Annotated in this window: 14 protein-coding genes; 4 read left to right on the plus strand and 10 right to left on the minus strand. The window is 37.8% G+C overall.

Translation table 11 applies throughout. The features are described from left to right. Window positions 1-539: 539 nt before the first annotated feature. The 6 genes from ACSU6B_RS26790 to ACSU6B_RS26815 all read right to left on the minus strand — a co-directional run bounded on the left by ACSU6B_RS26790 (window position 540) and on the right by ACSU6B_RS26815 (window position 5,890). Window positions 540-1,112 carry a kinase gene (locus ACSU6B_RS26790; protein ID WP_410889443.1) on the minus strand — a complete coding sequence of 191 codons (573 nt, stop codon included), beginning with the start codon at window positions 1,110-1,112 and terminating at the stop codon, window positions 540-542. A gap of 62 nt (window positions 1,113-1,174) precedes the next feature. After that, entirely contained in the window at window positions 1,175-2,248 is a 1,074-nt protein-coding gene (locus ACSU6B_RS26795) for a phosphotransferase (RefSeq protein ID WP_410889444.1), read from the minus strand. A 31-nt stretch (window positions 2,249-2,279) separates the two neighbouring features. After that, a complete protein-coding gene (locus tag ACSU6B_RS26800; RefSeq protein WP_214999216.1) occupies window positions 2,280-3,458 on the minus strand; it encodes a carboxylate--amine ligase in 1,179 nt (392 codons plus the stop codon). A gap of 15 nt (window positions 3,459-3,473) precedes the next feature. Beyond that, window positions 3,474-4,799 carry a glycosyltransferase family 4 protein gene (locus ACSU6B_RS26805; RefSeq protein WP_410889445.1) on the minus strand — a complete coding sequence of 442 codons (1,326 nt, stop codon included), beginning with the start codon at window positions 4,797-4,799 and terminating at the stop codon, window positions 3,474-3,476. After that, window positions 4,796-5,452 (minus strand): PIG-L deacetylase family protein, encoded by a 657-nt coding sequence (locus tag ACSU6B_RS26810; protein ID WP_410889446.1) that lies wholly within the window; start codon window positions 5,450-5,452, stop codon window positions 4,796-4,798. Before ACSU6B_RS26810 ends, ACSU6B_RS26805 begins: the two co-directional genes overlap by 4 nt. Window positions 5,453-5,722: 270 nt before the next feature. Further along, entirely contained in the window at window positions 5,723-5,890 is a 168-nt protein-coding gene (locus ACSU6B_RS26815; RefSeq protein ID WP_168244660.1) for a hypothetical protein, read from the minus strand. Between the two features lie 41 nt (window positions 5,891-5,931). On the opposite strand from ACSU6B_RS26815, the gene sda reads away from it, so the two are divergent. Further along, window positions 5,932-6,039, plus strand: a complete 108-nt coding sequence (sda, locus tag ACSU6B_RS26820) for a sporulation histidine kinase inhibitor Sda (protein WP_410889458.1) — start codon at window positions 5,932-5,934, stop codon at window positions 6,037-6,039. A 32-nt stretch (window positions 6,040-6,071) separates the two neighbouring features. On the opposite strand, the gene ACSU6B_RS26825 is transcribed toward sda, so the two are convergent. Further along, window positions 6,072-7,163, minus strand: coding sequence for a CotH kinase family protein (locus tag ACSU6B_RS26825; protein ID WP_410889447.1), 1,092 nt, complete (start codon window positions 7,161-7,163; stop codon window positions 6,072-6,074). 196 nt (window positions 7,164-7,359) lie between these two features. Between ACSU6B_RS26825 and ACSU6B_RS26830 the strand changes: the two genes are divergently transcribed. After that, window positions 7,360-7,746, plus strand: coding sequence for a CotG/ExsB N-terminal domain-containing protein (locus ACSU6B_RS26830; RefSeq protein ID WP_410889448.1), 387 nt, complete (start codon window positions 7,360-7,362; stop codon window positions 7,744-7,746). 65 nt (window positions 7,747-7,811) lie between these two features. Here the strand turns inward: ACSU6B_RS26830 and ACSU6B_RS26835 are convergent, their stop codons facing one another. Continuing rightward, the gene (locus tag ACSU6B_RS26835; protein WP_410889449.1) at window positions 7,812-8,534 is read right to left on the minus strand and encodes a DsbA family oxidoreductase; all 723 of its coding nucleotides are present in this window, start codon (window positions 8,532-8,534) and stop codon (window positions 7,812-7,814) included. A 192-nt stretch (window positions 8,535-8,726) separates the two neighbouring features. Between ACSU6B_RS26835 and ACSU6B_RS26840 the strand changes: the two genes are divergently transcribed. Beyond that, entirely contained in the window at window positions 8,727-9,203 is a 477-nt protein-coding gene (locus tag ACSU6B_RS26840) for an SRPBCC family protein (RefSeq protein ID WP_439277845.1), read from the plus strand. Window positions 9,204-9,271: 68 nt separating this feature from the next. Here the strand turns inward: ACSU6B_RS26840 and ACSU6B_RS26845 are convergent, their stop codons facing one another. Together ACSU6B_RS26845 and ACSU6B_RS26850 are read right to left on the minus strand one after the other, a co-directional pair. Next, on the minus strand, window positions 9,272-12,475 hold the full coding sequence (locus tag ACSU6B_RS26845) for a UvrD-helicase domain-containing protein (RefSeq protein WP_410889451.1): 3,204 nt from the start codon (window positions 12,473-12,475) through the stop codon (window positions 9,272-9,274). Then, window positions 12,468-15,476, minus strand: coding sequence for a PD-(D/E)XK nuclease family protein (locus tag ACSU6B_RS26850; RefSeq protein WP_410889452.1), 3,009 nt, complete (start codon window positions 15,474-15,476; stop codon window positions 12,468-12,470). The genes ACSU6B_RS26845 and ACSU6B_RS26850 overlap by 8 nt, the downstream gene beginning before the upstream one ends. 158 nt (window positions 15,477-15,634) lie before the next feature. On the opposite strand from ACSU6B_RS26850, the gene ACSU6B_RS26855 reads away from it, so the two are divergent. Beyond that, window positions 15,635-16,360 (plus strand): hypothetical protein, encoded by a 726-nt coding sequence (locus tag ACSU6B_RS26855; RefSeq protein WP_214999232.1) that lies wholly within the window; start codon window positions 15,635-15,637, stop codon window positions 16,358-16,360. Window positions 16,361-16,472: the final 112 nt, after the last annotated feature.

Here is a 16,472-nt window from a genome sequence, read left to right on the forward strand (position 1 = left end):
CTCTCCAAGAAAGTTGATTAGCTCATTTTGTTACGTTGGCTTAGTTTCTTAGTTGAAACTAAAAATTTTGTTTGTTTGCACGATTTTGTTTGTTTAGTTTTCAAAGAACAAATTCACTTTCCAATGAAGCGACAAAAACTATTATACTATTATTTCTCTATTTAAGTCAACACTAATTTTTAACACTCAATGTTTAACTCGTCCGAAGAGAACTTTCCTATAATAACATGTAAGTTACTATAAGTTCAATGTAAAGTTTTTTCCATTTCAACTTCAATTAACAGCACCGCAAGTAGTATTTATTAACCACTCGTTTTTGCTGTCAACGACTACTATCATATCATGGTAGACAATAGGGTTCAATGTGTAATGTTTTCCATTTTGCCAAAAATAATTAAATATAATTCTAGCTGAAATAATAGAAGGAATTGATTATAGTTCCTTAGTTGATCCATCAATAGATAATCAAAATAAAAAGGCAGTGGATCATTTAACCACCGCCTTCTTGGGACCTCTACCAAACCTTTTCAAGTGCCACTTTATTCAATCCCTAGGTTTTTCCATTCCTTATATTTGGATGGGTTAAGCTTGTTCACATGTTGCAAAAACTCTTCTGAATAACCAAGTTTTTTTAATCCAGATAACAATTTGGTAGGAACAGCCCTGTCAGTATAAAATGCCCTCTTGAGGTCGATTACTTTTATTTCCCCTAGTTCATTGAAAAAAATGTGGCGAACTTCAATATCAAGTCTTGTAAAACCCACAGCTTTCATTTCATCCAGCATCAATAAAATTTTCCCCACGATTGCCTCTGAGAGTTTTTTCTCTTTTTTTAATAAATGCTTAAGATTGTATCCTTTTACAAACTCCATCACAATATAGTTAGAACCATATTCATATAATTTAGGAATAATAGGAGAGGATTGTCCAATTTGCAGGGCAATTAATTCCTTTTTTTGTGTGTCTTCATTAACAAAAACTTTGACGCACTTCTCAGGTGTCAATTTAAAGATGGATCCATCAGCCCCCTTCCCTATCATTGTGTAACCGCTCAGATCTTGAATGGTTACAGTGCCTTTATTCTTGGCTACTATTTTTTCAAAATCTTTCATTTCTAATCTCCTTCTATTTCGATTTCAAATCCCTTTGTTGTATTTAAATCTTGGGAACTGCTCTAATATAATCCGAGTTCTTTTCCCCATACTTCTATTTTCTCTAGATATCTTTTTAAAAGTGTGCTCTTTCCTCCATTCAACACCTTTTGCAAATGACTAGAAAGCTTTTTTTCTAGAGTTCTCTGTAAATATGCCTTTTTCAGAAGTTTCAATGGATCATCACTGAAGGTTATTCCATATTTCTGCATTTCTTCGCAATACAGCTGCACACATTGACTTCGAATCTCTTCTTCCCGCTGTTGCCAATCTGAGCGAAAATCAATTAATAATTCGACTAGGACGACCAAATCATACCAGCATGGATACTGTTTCGCAGACTCCCAATCAATCAAAGAGACTTTCCAATTCTCCTCCTCATCATTGGCATTTTCACAGCAAATATTGTGGACATGGAGGTCACCGTGGATGAGACATTGTCCAGATTCCGTAATTTCAGGAAAGTACACAGGCCCTTTTTTTAATATTTTTTTGATCATTTTATACCTTGGTGCCACCAATTCTCTTAAGTTAGGATCTTTCATTGCCAAATCCAGATTCTCTTTTGCTTTTTTGATACCCTTAGTCCTCTCCTTTACCTTCTCTTCAGAATCAAAATGGGGAAGAGAGGCGTCAAAAAGATCCGCATGCTGCAAAAATCGATGATCAAAGGTTATGGCATGAAATTTTGCCACAGTTGGGATAATTCGTTCCAAATGTTTTGGAGCTAATTTTATTTGTCCTCGTAACGGCTTCAAACATTCGGTGAACATCCATGTTTCATTACCATTTACATTCGGTTCAAGCCAATATAATCGCGGCATAAACTCATGATAAATGTTATAGGCTTTTTGATACATACTGATTTCTAATCTATGATTTTCTTTCAGTGGTTGCTTGTAGATTTTAAGGACTATGGGAATGAACTCCCGACCATCAGTTAGAACCAACTTCCAAATACTTGTCTTTTCCCGTGTATTTTTGAGGCATTCTATTCTTTCTTCCACTAACTTTACTTTTTTACCAAGGACATTTTTTAGCTTTTCTTCCCAATCAAATTGCTTCCAACATCTAATAATTTTTTCTATACTATTCAAAACCTAAGTTCCCTCCTTCCTCTGCCATCACTTATTTTCTCCCCCATAAGTTTCGTAAATGGGAAACAAAACTTCGAACAAACGGAAGAGGGTCACTCCAAGCAAAAAGAGCCTCCACCTTTTTTCCAGATAAACTTTTCACCCATTCCACGAACTTCATTTCCCCATTTTTTTGTTTTTGGCGAAAGGAAAGAAAATCACGGACAAAGTAAACCCATTTAACCCCTTCTTTCTGCACTGTCACTGGTGCTGGATTTTGCCCGGTAAGGGATAAATAATACAAGTAGGCCAAATTTACCCCACAAGCCATTGATAACGCTTGAGTTAAACCTATTCTTGAATTGATTTCGATAAATTTCAGTTTCCCATCTCTTGGATCCCGTTTAAACTCAGCAATCGCCAAGCCTTTGAACTGAATATCTTTTAGAAAGGTAGTAGCGAGTTGAATGACTTCTTCGTCCCTAATACTTAGGGCAAGTGCAGTAGATCCAAAATGAGGGGGAAATTGATGTAATTTTTGGTTCATCCACAAGCCAATCAAATTCATCTGATCGTCAAAAAATGTCTTGACGGAATAAATACAATTCTCCTCACCAGGGATGACCTCCTGGATCATTAGTTCACCGAATGGCCGATAAAAAAGGTACTCTTCTCTCAATTGGGAAGCTTGTTCTACTACAATGGCTTTCTTATAAAGACGATGATCAATATTTGAGCGGAAATGAGAAGAATGAACTGGTTTTAAAATACAAGGAAAGGTAATTTGATGGATGATTTGCTCAAACTGCTCTTCGTTATTTATTGCGAAGGTTTTGGGGCATGGCACATTTGATTTCAGGGCCAATTCATACGTTAATCTTTTATCTAATACAGCTTCAACTAGTGTGTGTTTAGGTAATAGAAATCGATAATAGTGTGAAAGAACAAATCTGTTTTTTGAAATAAACTGTACAAAGTCATCAGACCCCGCATACAGGACAGCCTTTTGGCCAAACTTTTGGGCTAATCTGGTAAGAAATAGAATTAATGCAGCTCCTTCACTAACTGGATTTGGGCAAATTCCACAGGTGGCAAACCGTGTTTTACCGATTTCATATTTCCCTCTCGTATCAAACGCATATACCTTAATCCCTTTTTTCGCTAAACTCCTCACAATACCAATTCCAGTCGCACTTAGATCAAGGACAACGGCAGGAACATCATGTTGCATACTTTTTTCCTCCTTTCATAATAATGATCGATAAATGCCTTCAATCTTTTGAACCATGGTACTAACGGTTAAATGTTGTTGTGCAAATGCCTGAGCATTGTCCGCGAATTCTTTTCTAATTGATTTTTTTCGTAATAGGAGCAATAACTTTTCGGCAAGTTGTTGTGGGTTAGCTGGTTCAACTATAAATCCTGAATAGTTATCCTTAATGATTTCCGGAATGCCGCCACAATTGGTCGTTAGAATTGCTTGATTGGTAAACATTGCCTCGATTATTGAGATGGGCAGCGTATCGCTTGTAGTTGGAAGAACAAAAATGTCTGATTCGCTTAATAATTTAGGTACGTCTTCTCTGCTTCCTAAAAAGGATACGTTTTTTAATTTCAACTCACTAACCTTCTTTTCGAGCTTCATTCTCATCTCACCATCGCCTACAATCCGTACTTCTACATTTTTCAACTTGTCTTTAATCAAGGCAAGAGCTTTAAATAAATACTTATGTCCTTTGCGGGGCCGAAGACGTGAGATACAGGTAATTACAGTTTTGCTTTGGCTATTCTTAACTTTCTTCTGAATATTCCATTCCTCTAAATCAATCCCAGTATATACAGTGGTCATTTTATCTTCTTCAGCGCCTATATTTATTAGGAACGGGCGAAAGACATCACAAAGGATGATTAATTGGTTGGCATTTTTAATTGCTTGTTTATCAATGGCTGAAAAATAGATTTCCTCAACCGAACCTTTTTCCATCAAGTTAAACTTTAATCTGTTTTGGGTCATAAATCCATGCGGAGTGAATAGAAGAGGTTTTTGATGGGATTGGTTAAGTAATCCTATTACATTAGCAGTATAGCGATCTTGTGCGTGAATAATATCGTATTGCGACAGATCAATATCTTCTAGCATCAAATAATAACTGTATAGTTTGCTGATATTGTGTAGTATTTTTGGATTACAGCTGCCATACCGATTGATAAAAAAATGTGAGAATTTCTCTGAACAACTATCGCGTAATGCATTCATTTCATCGGCAGGAAAATGGTTTGGTGCAATAACATGGACACTATGTCCTAAATTTTCCAAGCCGGTTTTAAGTGCAGTGATATAGTTCTGTAGACCACCGATAAATGGATATTCCCAAAACGTTGTGATTAATATCTTCATTTTTTTGTTTTGAATTTCTGCTGATTCGAATTGCTCCCATTCGAATTGCTCCCATTCTAATACATTTTCTACTTCATAAGTCTCATTTACCCCATAATATTGGTCCATAGCAAAGATTAAGTAAGGAAAAAGGGTCGGCAGAAATGGTTGGTCATTTTGTAGTTCATCTTTCACTTCCACACCCTCCTTATGATTTCAAATGCTTCAGCATATTCTACCCCCACGGTCATTCCTCTTACCCTAGCTAAATATTCTACTCCATCATAGGAACGAGGATGTGGGAATGGTCTCATTTCTACATCATAATGGTGAAGAGATTTGAGCTTATCGTCGATGGTATCTGTAATATCCACAAAATAATTAGGTTTAAATTCTTTATCATTCGTGTGCTGGCTCCACTCACTGGAAGAAACAGTTTCGAAACAAATAATTTCAACCGGCTCTTTTCCTGGCAACGGCCGAGCTGCTGTTAACACTGCCTGAAACAAAATTTGATGGTCTCTGTTGGTGTCACCATAATGATGCGTGAAAATCTTTGTAGGCGCATACTTATCCAAAAGTCCTTCGATAGTTTTGTTGATTTCATGAAGAGGTATGGTTTCCAATAATAAATTGGGGAATTCCAAAAATAGCACCTCTTCCACTCCTAAGTGTCTGTTTGCCTCCAGCATTAATGGCCGAATGCGATCTTCCTCTTCCTTCCGTCCTTTTGCAGCAATAACTGAAATTACCTTATAGCCAAGATTAATTAACTTCTTTATCGTTCCGCCGCTCCCAAGAATTTCATCATCAGGGTGAGCGGCAATCACAAGCACATTTTTACTCACTTAAGCACCTCAATTCCAGATAAAAATAGTTTTCTTGTAATTATATGGAATTTAGTCAAAGTGGATATGGACAATCTGAATAAAATGAAAAAATGGGCTGATTTTAAGTGATATTCGTTTGTTTCGACTTGGACACCTGATTCTATCGCTTTCATAAAAAGCAAAAAAACGTATGCATTTCGCATATGTTCAAATTTGCTTGATTAATTTTTTTAAAAACTCTTCAATAGGTACCGGTTTACAATTTTATGTTTCTACTAAATTAGTTGATTAAAACCTCGTCAACCTTTTCATAATCGCTGTTTTTCGTTCCCTATCTTTAATTCTTGTTAAATCAAGCGCATATTCATGACCTTTATTTTTGGCTTTTAAGATTTCTCTTACCGCATTTTTCACACTTTCTTCATTATCTGTAACCATAATTACCTTCCGTAGCATTCCTTCCCACACTCCTTATCTTCCCATAGCGATTAGTTTTCATTGATGCCTACCACGAAGCCATCCGTCTAGAACTTTGCACTGACTTTATTCATTTATTACTAACTGAGATCAGTCATAGAAATTTAATTCATGAAACTATTATCTAAGCCTTTAGACCATCCGAATTCGGGTGGTTTTTTTAATCTAGTATTGCTAACTTCCTATATAAGTACTTTCTTCTTTCCTCAATATACTTCGTTATTACCGATAATTCATGGTCAAATATATTTATATCGTGTTTTTTATATGGATCCTGTTTGACAAATGGACGAATCGATTGAGCCATTTTTTCCACCTTCGGAATCATACTTTCTACAGTAAATTGCTGTTTCATCATTTCTTCAAGTAGCATTCGATATTGTTTTCGAAAGGTATCTACATTTAATATACGGGCGGTTAATGTATTAAACCCATCAATCGGTACATAATCGGGCTCCATAATCTTTCCATTAACATCCCTGCCCCATGTCGCATCATAATCCCAAGGAATGATTTCAAAAAGGCGCGTTTCACCATTCCTGTAAAGCGCATAGTTATGAACGAAACCATCATAATTTGAAGTAAAAATTATTCCAGCCATCCAGCGGAGATATTTTTCAATATCTACAAATTTTTGAATTTCCTTCTCGAATTCATTATTCGCAATCGTATTGATATTAAATATTAATTCCTTTAAGAAATAGTTATCTTCAGGACTACCTACCTTTCTTTCATACCCTAACTCCAGTGATTTTTTGGTCTCCTTATCTAAATCGCTCATCAGCGAAAAGTTTGCATCACCATCGACCGCATAAAAAATGCTTCCGTTTGAAAGGTTTCTTCTTTTCAAAAAATTTTCATCTACTGATTCGATTTCCAAATAGACCCCTTCTGCTTTTCCATTTTGGATTAAAAAGATATGGCGCGATAGTGGTGATAAAACCCCAAGCTCCGCAAAGAAATCAAACGACAGCTTATTTCGGATCAATGAAGGATCCTTATATTCTGCGTTTAAATGAATATGATTTGAACCTCTGAATTTTTTGGGTTTATAGAAGGAAACCTGATATGATTTTTTCGGAAAATCGCGGATATGTGATCCTCGATAGGCCACATCAATCTCGAGTCTTTTCCCTTCAATCGTTAACTGAGCAGGAATCGGTTCATCAATCCAAATGTCTCTTCTGAGTTCCCGAAGGTCATTCGGCCTAATAAAAAGCTTGTATTCCGGTATTTTTGCAGCCTCGTCCATTTTTTAATTCCTCCTTCCTTTATTGGTATGAAGGAAAATGGATGCTGGTCACGTTTGATTAGCATTTTTTCTTATTTTAGGCTTTTGGCTCATTCCATTGCTTCTGACGATACGTATTTTGATAAGAGAAGAGTGAGTATATTGGACAAATAGTTTCGTACTCCCTTTTCAAGCTTAAAGGAGGTGCAAAAATAATATGAGTGATTTTTCAGCTGAAGATATTCAAAGAGCTGCAGATGAAGTAAGACGCGGTGGTTTCGGAGACTTTATGTTCCGTGACCCAGGTCAAAATCGTGGTACCACACGCAGAAGAACATCCGGGCGTCGGATGACATCACGCCGGAACACCTCTAGACGTATTACATCCGGAAACCGCAATACATCCAGAAGAAATACTTCAAGAAGAAATACTTCAAGGAGAAATACTTCAAGGAGAAATACATCCAGAAGAAATACTTCAAGGAGAAGAACTTCAAGATGCTGTAAATGGTCAGGGTGGCGGTACAACTCACGTAGCAATACTCGAATAAATAGATGTTGGAAAGATGGAAATATGTGGAATTTACGAGTCCGCAGACGCTAATAGGTTTAAAAACAAGAGGGGATGGAAACTTAGTTTCCTTCCCCATCTTTTGTTATGGTCAACATCTACTTTTTTTCAGGGATGGCACAGCTGCCATCTGCACAGCTAACATCGTCTTCGGTGGAAAGATCCTTCAGCACTGGTGTTGGAGACTCTTCCTCCCAAACTTTTTGTAGTGCCCCCATGAAAGTTTCCGTCGGTTGTGCACCAGAAATGGCATATTTTTGATTAATAACAAAGTATGGAACACCGCGAACACCATACTGCTGTGCAAGGGATTCATCTTGACGAACATCAGTTGCATAGGCTTCCTTATCATTAAGGACTTGCAATACTTCCTGGCGATTTAATCCTGCCGCTTCAGCTAGGTCTGTCAATGTTTCAATATCTCCAATATGCTTCGACTCTGTAAAGTAGGCATGCAGCAGCATTTCTGAGACGGCGGCTTCCTTCCCTTGTGTTTTTGCAAATTTAGCCAATCGATGAGCATCAAACGTATTTGTTGGCTTCATCTCATCAAAATTAAATTTCAACCCAACAGTGGCTGCCTGCTGCCCCACCCCTTGATTTGCTTCCTTCGCTTTTTCAACACTCATTCCATATTTTTTTGCTAATACTTCATGGATGTTCTGACCAATATTTTTTGGAGAATTTGGGTCAAGTTCAAAGCTTTTGAATTCAACTTCTACCTGATCCCTATGTGGAAATTGATCTAACGCCACTTCTAATCGGCGTTTCCCAATATAACAAAACGGACATACATAATCTGACCAAACTTCAATTTTCATATAGATACCTCGTTTTCTTCGATTAAACTTTATAGTAACACAAGGTCAGAGAAATCTATTCATAGTTGCTCATGAAAATTGGTTGAATTTAATTGCAAAGAAAGTAAAATTAACCCAGTGTAAAGTAAAGGATTTTTCTCGTAAAATGAAGAATATTGATTAAACTATTCAAAAAATAGCACGAGGTGATGATTGTTGAAAGAATGGATGAAGGAAATTGAAATAAATGCTCCCATCGATCAGGTTTGGGGATTGTTAAATGGCTCACTAGCGGATATGCAAAAAATTATGCCGCAAGTCGTTGATCATCAACCTGTAAAAGTGACTAATGAAGGTATCGGCACTATCTACCGTCAAAAATATAGGGAAGGTAAACGAATCGAGGAGTATGATGTTGAGACCTTAGAATATGTGAATATTCATGATAAACGGAGATTAAAAGTGGGCTTTACGCTGGCCAAGATGTTTGAAATCACCGCTTTGTATGAATTAACGGCAATCGATGAGCAGAAAACTCTTTTTAAATACACCTGCACAAACCGACCTTTAAAGGCATTTCTCAAGTTATTTTTACTTTTTGCCAGTGATAAAATAGTTGTTCAATTTTGCGAGCGAGTCAAAAAAGTAGCTGAAGAAGAATTTAAAAATACCAAAGTTCTTGTTAAATAACCTAGTTAATATCTAGGTAGCTAAAGAAAATTCCACATGCTTGAAACCTGTGGAATTTTCTTTTTTTCCTAAAGTGCCCTTAATTGGTTTGGTTCAATGAAGTAAAGTAATTCTTTGTTCACGGATTCTTTGGTTAATTCCTCCCAAGCCTGTTTATAAAAGGATAATTGGCTGTTATAGAATGCTTGGAGCTTTTCGTAGTCTTCGACCTGTTTTGCTCGGTCTGTTTTATAATCAACGATGTTCCATGAGCTATTTTTTTTGTAGATAAGATCAATCGTTCCTTTGACGTAGAAGGGCTGGATATCTTCAGGATTTTTAGTGATTAACGAATAAAGAGTATGGCCCTTTTCAACTTTTAAAGTAAAGGGAACTTCTGTCAGTACTTCTTCCGCTGTCACTAACTCATCCCAAAGGAGTGATTTTCGCAAGTTTTGCAGATAAGACTTTACTTCTTCCTCTCTTTCGATAGGAAGCTTAAATTTGTTTAAGGCAACCTTTATATAATTAGAAAGTTCATGGCCCTGAACAGCTTTTTCAAAGACATCATGAATCAGCGTTCCCCAATCTTTTCCACCACCCGATTCTCGTTCAATCGTGATTAACTCTGAATAATCTTTGTCTTTTGTTGGCGACCAATGTTCAAAAGTTTTCATTTTACTTTGGTCAAGCCAGGCGTTTTTACTCACGGTTTTCGCCTTAAATTCGGATAAGGTAAGCTCCTTTGGCTTTATGTTAATTTCAAACACTTCTATTTCAGGTACTTCCATTTCCTCGATGTTTTCCATTTCAAAAAGGATATTCCAAGGGTTTTTCTTATTACCAGTGTGAGAACTGATGATTAGTGCTTTTTCGGCACGAGTTGCCGCGACATAAATAATCCGCTGTTCTTCTTCGGTAAGGTACATTAACTCTTCTGTCTTATGTGTCTCCCATTCAAGTGGAATCGCAATTTCTTTTTCCGCAAAGCCATTCTTCACTGTAAAAGTAAAGTACCCTTTAGAGGTATAGTCCTCACGTTTAATATGCTGTGATAAAAAGGATTCAGGACTGACTGACTTGACTGGATGTGCCAAAAAGACAATTGGTGCCTCTAGTCCTTTTGCTTTATGAATATTCATAATCCGAACCGCATCTGCGTCTTCTTCAAGGTTTGCAACCACTGTTTTTTCAAAAATCAGCTCGGTCAGTGCTTCGATTACTTGTTTATATGTTGTATTACCAGTCGTCTCCTGTTTACGGAGAGCTTCTAGCATTTGAAGCAGACTCTTATACGTTCGTTTATTCCGGCCATTTTTCAAAAGTAATGGATAGAAACCGACCTCTTCGATGATTTTTTCAATTGCAGCTGTTGGCGACAGCGTCCGAATTAGCTTTTGACATCGCTGTAATTTATCCCATGTTATTTCAAATTTATCTTTTAGCACTTTCGGAATTTCAGCCGGTATTTGGGCGTAAATGGAAAATCTTCCACCAGCTTGTTTCCATTGATAAAGTTCTTGATCACTGATACCGCAGAAAATCCCCCGTAACACAGCAACGAAGCCAACTTCATCGGTTGGGTCCAAGAATGATTTTAACAGGATCCATAAATCTTGGAACTCTCTTGTTTCACCAAGGATAACTTCACCACTGATACTAACAGGAATCCCCATGTCCTCAATCGTTTTCTCATAGGAAGCAACGCCAGCGGTATACCTGGTCAGTACCATGAAATCCTTGGCATTATGGCCTTGCTCGATGAGATTTTGAATGGTCAGTGCGATGTTCTCAGCATCGATTAATATGACTTCTTCCTTCTTTTTATAATCGGCAGGAACGGATAAACGCTTCACACCTGTAAAACCCTCGCCTTTGTCCTCATGAAAGGCTATTAATGGGTGGTAGGCAGCTTGGTAATCGGATTCCACTTCAGGTAAATGCTTTTCAAACACTTTATTTAATTTCTTAGTAACAGTGTCAAGTGTCCGAAAATTTGTCGTCAGCTGCAGCACTTCTCCTCCATGCTCCTCGATTAACTGTTTGACACGATTGTATGTATCAATATCGGCGCGTCGAAAACGGTAAATAGCTTGTTTGGGATCACCAACAACGAAGAGTGAGCCTGCTTTCGGTTTGCATTTTGTCCAGATTTTTTCATTAATGTCATCACTCGTTAAATAAAACATGATCTCCGCCTGAATCGGGTCAGTATCCTGAAACTCATCGACGAGTAAATAGCGATATTTCGCTTGGAAATAGGCACGAACTTCTGGATTACCTTTAAGCAATTTTGATGTATGGATCATTAAATCTTGAAAATTTAGTAGTGATCTCTCTTTCTTCATTTGCTCGTAGGTTCGGACAGCCTCTTGTAAAAATTCGATAATAATGGGATGACAATATTCTTTCCAAGCTTGTATAAGCGGTTTGATGGATACTTCAAACACTGCTGTAATTTTCTCTTCATAAAATTTTGCATCTTCCTTGGCTGTCCAGCGATTATAGGTTGGCTTTAAGTTCTTATCAAATAATTCAAAAATACTAATGATGTCCTTTTCCTTCGAAGGATTGATGAATTTTTCCTTTTGGACAGCCGTTAAAATTGCTTTTTGTAAACTATCATACCCCTTCGGTGGTTCCTCCTCAGGAACGCATCGTTTTGCTTCTTTAATTAAGAGCATAAATGATTGGTATTCTGGCTGCAATACTGGTTTCGGAACACTTCCCGTCACCCATTCCACATCGGAATATTCCTTTAGCCTCTTTAACCAGGGAAACAGGTTGTCAACGGATATCCCTAATTCTCCAATGAGTTCAAAGTGATGCGGTTCTTCATTGATTAAATTTTGTAAATGAAGTTGCCACGCTTCTTCTAAAATATCTAAATCATCCGACTCTTCAAGCTCTTTAAAGGTTAAATCTAAATTTGCTTCAATCGGACGCTCTCGGAGCAGTTTGGCACAATAGGCATGGACCGTTCCTAAAAAGCAGCGCTCAATATTTTGCAATGCCTCACCTAAACGAAACTCGATATCAAGGTCCATTTCTTTTTTCCACGCTTCCTCTAATTTTGCTTGAAAACGAACCTTTAACTCATCAGCGGCCTTTCGTGTAAAAGTGATCGCAACAATTTCCTGAATTTCTGCTGTCCCGGTACAAATGAGGTTGACCATACGATCGACTAAGCTCGTCGTTTTACCAGAACCAGCACCAGCTTCAACTAAAAAATTCCTCTTAAGTTGTGATTTAATTTTATCCCGGGCCGCTTGATCGAGAATTTCCTTAGTCATATGCTCTAACCCCCTTTAACTTTTGATTCGACTGCTTCATTTCAAGGCTTTCTTTATTATAAAAATGGCGGCGGCAAACAAGCTTATATTCACAGAATTTGCAATCATTCACATCATCAGTCATTTCAAAATGACCATGCGTGACCGTATCAATCAGTTTTTCCAAAATTTCTATACCATTTGTTCTGAGTGTACGGTCCTGCTTCCTCGTAAACCTCTGTGCCAATCCCTTTGGGGTCGGAAAATAATAGGAGCTCTCCTCGACTGCACCCTCACCAAGGTTTAAATGCTGTTCGATGGCCAAAGCATAAATCATGTGCTGAAGCTGTCGACCGCCTTTGAAGGCTGCATTTTTCGCATAACCGTACGTGCTCCCCGTTTTATAATCGATAATGTGATATTTACCTTCCTTGGATTGGTCCACACGGTCAATAATCCCTGAAATTTTTACTTCTCCTGATGGAAGAGTAATAATCGCTGGTTCCTTTTCACCCATCCCAAAGGAATATTCGAAATAAAGCGGTTCGTAATTTTCGCTATGAAGCATTTCCTCTTTTAGAAATATCTCACAGCAAGCTAAGATGTCACTCCTCTCACGTTGATAGACTCTTTCATTTGGAGGCGGGAGAACTTCCTTTTGCTGTTCCATTAAGTTTTGAGCAATTGATATAATCAGCTCCAAATGTTTCTCGTAAGAAGGCTTGGCATGATCTTGCTGTATTTTTTTATAAAAGTTTTCAAAAATACTATGCAGCAAGCTTCCACGGGTAGCCGCATCCATCCATTTGTTTGCGTCAAACGAAAAGTCATCGACAGGCCTAACTTTTAACACTTCTCTCAAAAAATAGGAATACGGACATTTTGCAATTGTTTCGAGCTTGCCCGCACTCAGCGTTTTCTCCTGATTGAGACTTGGGTCATATTGCGCGTCATCAATTTGAACCAGTCCATCATATTCAGAGAAATTCCCGGTATTTCGTGCGGTTTCGGCAGCGATTCCCTGTTTAACATTATTAAAATGGGTTAGAATCCCTTCATTTAGCTGATGTGAACTATCATTTGTTAATTTTTCATTCCAGTAGTCTTTATCTTCAAAAATATCAGTAGCGATGATTGATGACGGCAGTGACTTTAACGATTTAAATTCGGCATCTATATTGCCTGTGATTAAGCGGTAGCATTGCAAGACAACAAATGCCGGGTTAACGACACGGTTTTCGTTCATATCGAAATGGCAGTAACTGACCGTGACATGACCATTTGAATTTGCCAAAACTTGTAGCAGCGTATACAAGTTCTCTTGACCCTTTTCACGAAGTAATCGCAGGCCGTTCCCTAACTGAATCCTCTCTGCATCGAGCAAGAGCGGATCTTCACTTACGTTACCAGGAAACTTCTTGTTATCAAGTCCAACGAAAAATACATTTGGTCGACTATTGTATATTCCACTCTTAAAAGTTGAAACATGGAGGTGACCTGGTTTTGGCCGCGATTGATTTATACGGACAGAAAGCAATAGGTCCTTTATCTTTTCAAAGACATCATAACTAGGTAACTTTTCATCCGCATAAGGGAGCAGTTTTTGGATTTCTTCCAATAAGGTGGATTTTGCGATCTCATCAAAAGCTGAATTTGTTTTACAATTATTTTTGAGTACATAGGCGATTCCGGTTAAACATTTTTTATAGTTCATAGTTGGCTCTAATGGTGGAAGCTTCTTAAAAATTTCTTCAAAACTCAACCAAATCCATAACATCTCTTTTGCAGGATTTTCATAATAAGGGTCCTCTTCATGATCGACGCACTTCAAACTTAATCGACCAAATTCCTTAGAAAGAAGTTTTAAATACCGTTCTTGAGACCAGCCAATTTGAAGATCCCTGAGCACTCTGGAAATTTTTGATTTTGAAACCACCACTTCATCAAGTCCAACAAATCCACTCTCAATGAAAGGAACTTTTTTACCCAGTTCAAGCAAGCCCTCATTGAACATGTCCAGAAAAGCTGGGACACTATAATTTGACTGAATCCACCCTACAAGCCCTGAAACTAAACGTCCAGGGCGGCTGAAAGAAACCGGAAGTCCTTCGCCAAAGGTCATCGGGAGGTCCATCTTTTGTGACAAGTGATAAAATTGAGTTATGTATGCATCAGCATCTGTATAATAAACAACATTCTTATCTAGAGGAGATTTTGCGACCTTAATCTTCTCTAGGATTTGTTTCACTTCCATTTCTTCTGTTTTAGCAGTAAAGACTACTAAGTTTGGCTCACCCCTAGTTTCTTCCTGTTGATAGAGATAGCTAAGCGGAGTCGGGGGGCCCCCATGAATGGAACTAAGGCTTGACCGCTCAGGAGTATTGACCCCCAAAACGGGTGCAAGCGGCAGTTTATAGACTGTCTCAGGGATAATCTTTCTCAGGAATTGGTCTTCTAAATGCGATAGGGTTAGACCTGATTGTAAAATAAATACTACTTTTTCATTGATCTGAGCCGTTTCAAGTGCCTTATTTAACAATCCGGCCTTGTCGGTAAATTGCTCAGAAATTAACTTATTTTCATATTCAGCAAGGATCTCATAAAAATCCTCCGCTTTGTCTGGATTGATAAATGCATTCTTTTTCAACGTGTCCTTTGTATAGCCAGCTAAATGTAATGTTTGGATGGTTGTAAAAATGGCATGACTAAAGGCTGGCGTAATTTCCATTCCTGCAAAGTATCGGAGCTTATCTTGGTTCTTCAACTCTTTAAGGAGATTGTAGGTAAAATGAACTCCAACCGTATGATCTAAGCTATTTTGCGGTTGCTCTGAATTCAAGTCAACAAGAGTTTGGGCAAGGTCGATTACTGTTTTATACTTAAGATTAATTGCTTGATGTCCTTCCTTAACAAATGCCTCATTGATTTGTTCCCCAATTGAATGAGAATCAACGATCACGACTTTTTCTTTATAAGGAAATTTACTGCAGATTTGGTTAAGTTCGCTTATTAAGGCTTGCATGGGAACCTCCAACTTTCTAAAAGAAAAATAATATTTATCTACCTATTCACTCTGTTCTAGTTTCATATTTGTTATTCCTTCAATATAATTGAAAAAACATATTTTTTTCAAAGTTGGTAATAATAACCTCGATTAACTTTGAAAGGATGGGATGTTTGATGTCGTTAGAATGGTTTGACAGAGTTTGTGGAGAACTGCAAGAACACCTGGAATCTATTTGTGAAGAATACGATCAGGTTGGCCAAATGACAGTTGAAAGAGCTGCCAAACATCCAAGGATTGAGTTTTATGTCGATACCGCAGATGTTGATACCGAAGAACTGGAGCGTGATTATTTTTGCTCACTGTTCTTTGATCCGCAAAACGAAGAATTTTACATCGATACATTCGATGTTGACAGCGGACATACGGCGAAGGTCATCCTTTCAGACATAGAAGACCTTATCGAGGAAGTTCACGCCAGTCTTCATGATTACATGAACGGCGATGATCACTATACAGATGATGGGGTCTATCTTCAGACCAGCGAGGTCTTTGATGATGATGATGAGGTCGAAACTGTTTATGTGGAAGATGATGAGGATGAAGAATATTACGAAGCCGAACAAGTCAACAGTGACGACATCTTTGAGGAAATTGATGTTGATTGGTCCACCCCTGAAGTAACGGCCTTCAAACATGAAGACGAAGTCGAAGTAACCTATCAATTTGGATTGGTGCAAGCTACTGGAGACGGTGTTCTCAAGCGCGTTAATCGGATTTGGACGACGGACGATGAATTAATCAAGGATGAGTCCCATTTCATTTTTAGTAAAGAAGAAGCAACCACCATAATTGCGATGATTGCCTCTCATATGGACCAATTAAGCGAGTTTGAATTTTAAGCAAAATAAGCCGAATACAACGAGCATGCCTAAGCGGTATGCTTGTTTTTTTTCCAAAAATAAAAGTTCTCCAAAGCAGGAGAACTTTATGATTACTCAACCGTGTAATCGA

Source organism: Neobacillus sp. C211 (assembly GCF_051842875.1).
Lineage (GTDB): Bacteria > Bacillota > Bacilli > Bacillales > Cytobacillaceae > Neobacillus.